Here is a 409-nt window from a genome sequence, read left to right as displayed (position 1 = left end):
CGCGCGCATGACTTCCCCGAACCGCGTCAGCTGCTTGGCCTCGGCCTCCCCGGGTGCCAGGTAGGTGGCGTACGCCACGGCCATCGGGCCGCTGAGCGTCTGCGCCTCCCCCTTGTTCACGAGAGGCGCGGCGCCCTTCTTGGCGTCGGGCACATCGATGTCGGTGTCCACCTCGATGTTGCCGACCTGCTCGACGAGGATCTCCAGGTAGGGGGTGTCCAGCCGCCAGGTACCGCTGATCCTGGTGCCCAGGAGGGTTTCGATCGACTCCCGGGTGCCGGTCCTGCCGTCGTCGTCGACGGACTTGCCGAGCTTGGTGGTGGAACCGTCGTCACCGGCGACGGCGAGGGTGTTCGGCAGCAGGACGGTGGTGCCCTGCTTGGTGGTGGTGTTGTCGACGAGCAGAGCG

The 409-nt window shown here is 68.5% G+C and carries 1 pseudogene; it reads right to left on the bottom strand.

The features are described from left to right. Nucleotides 1–409 (bottom strand): annotated as a pseudogene (locus tag G3I71_RS48945) (LytR family transcriptional regulator); the annotation flags it as partial.

It is taken from the genome of Streptomyces sp. SID12501, assembly GCF_010550245.1.
In the GTDB taxonomy this organism is placed as follows: domain Bacteria; phylum Actinomycetota; class Actinomycetes; order Streptomycetales; family Streptomycetaceae; genus Streptomyces.
This window is presented reverse-complemented; position numbering and strand designations above follow the sequence as displayed.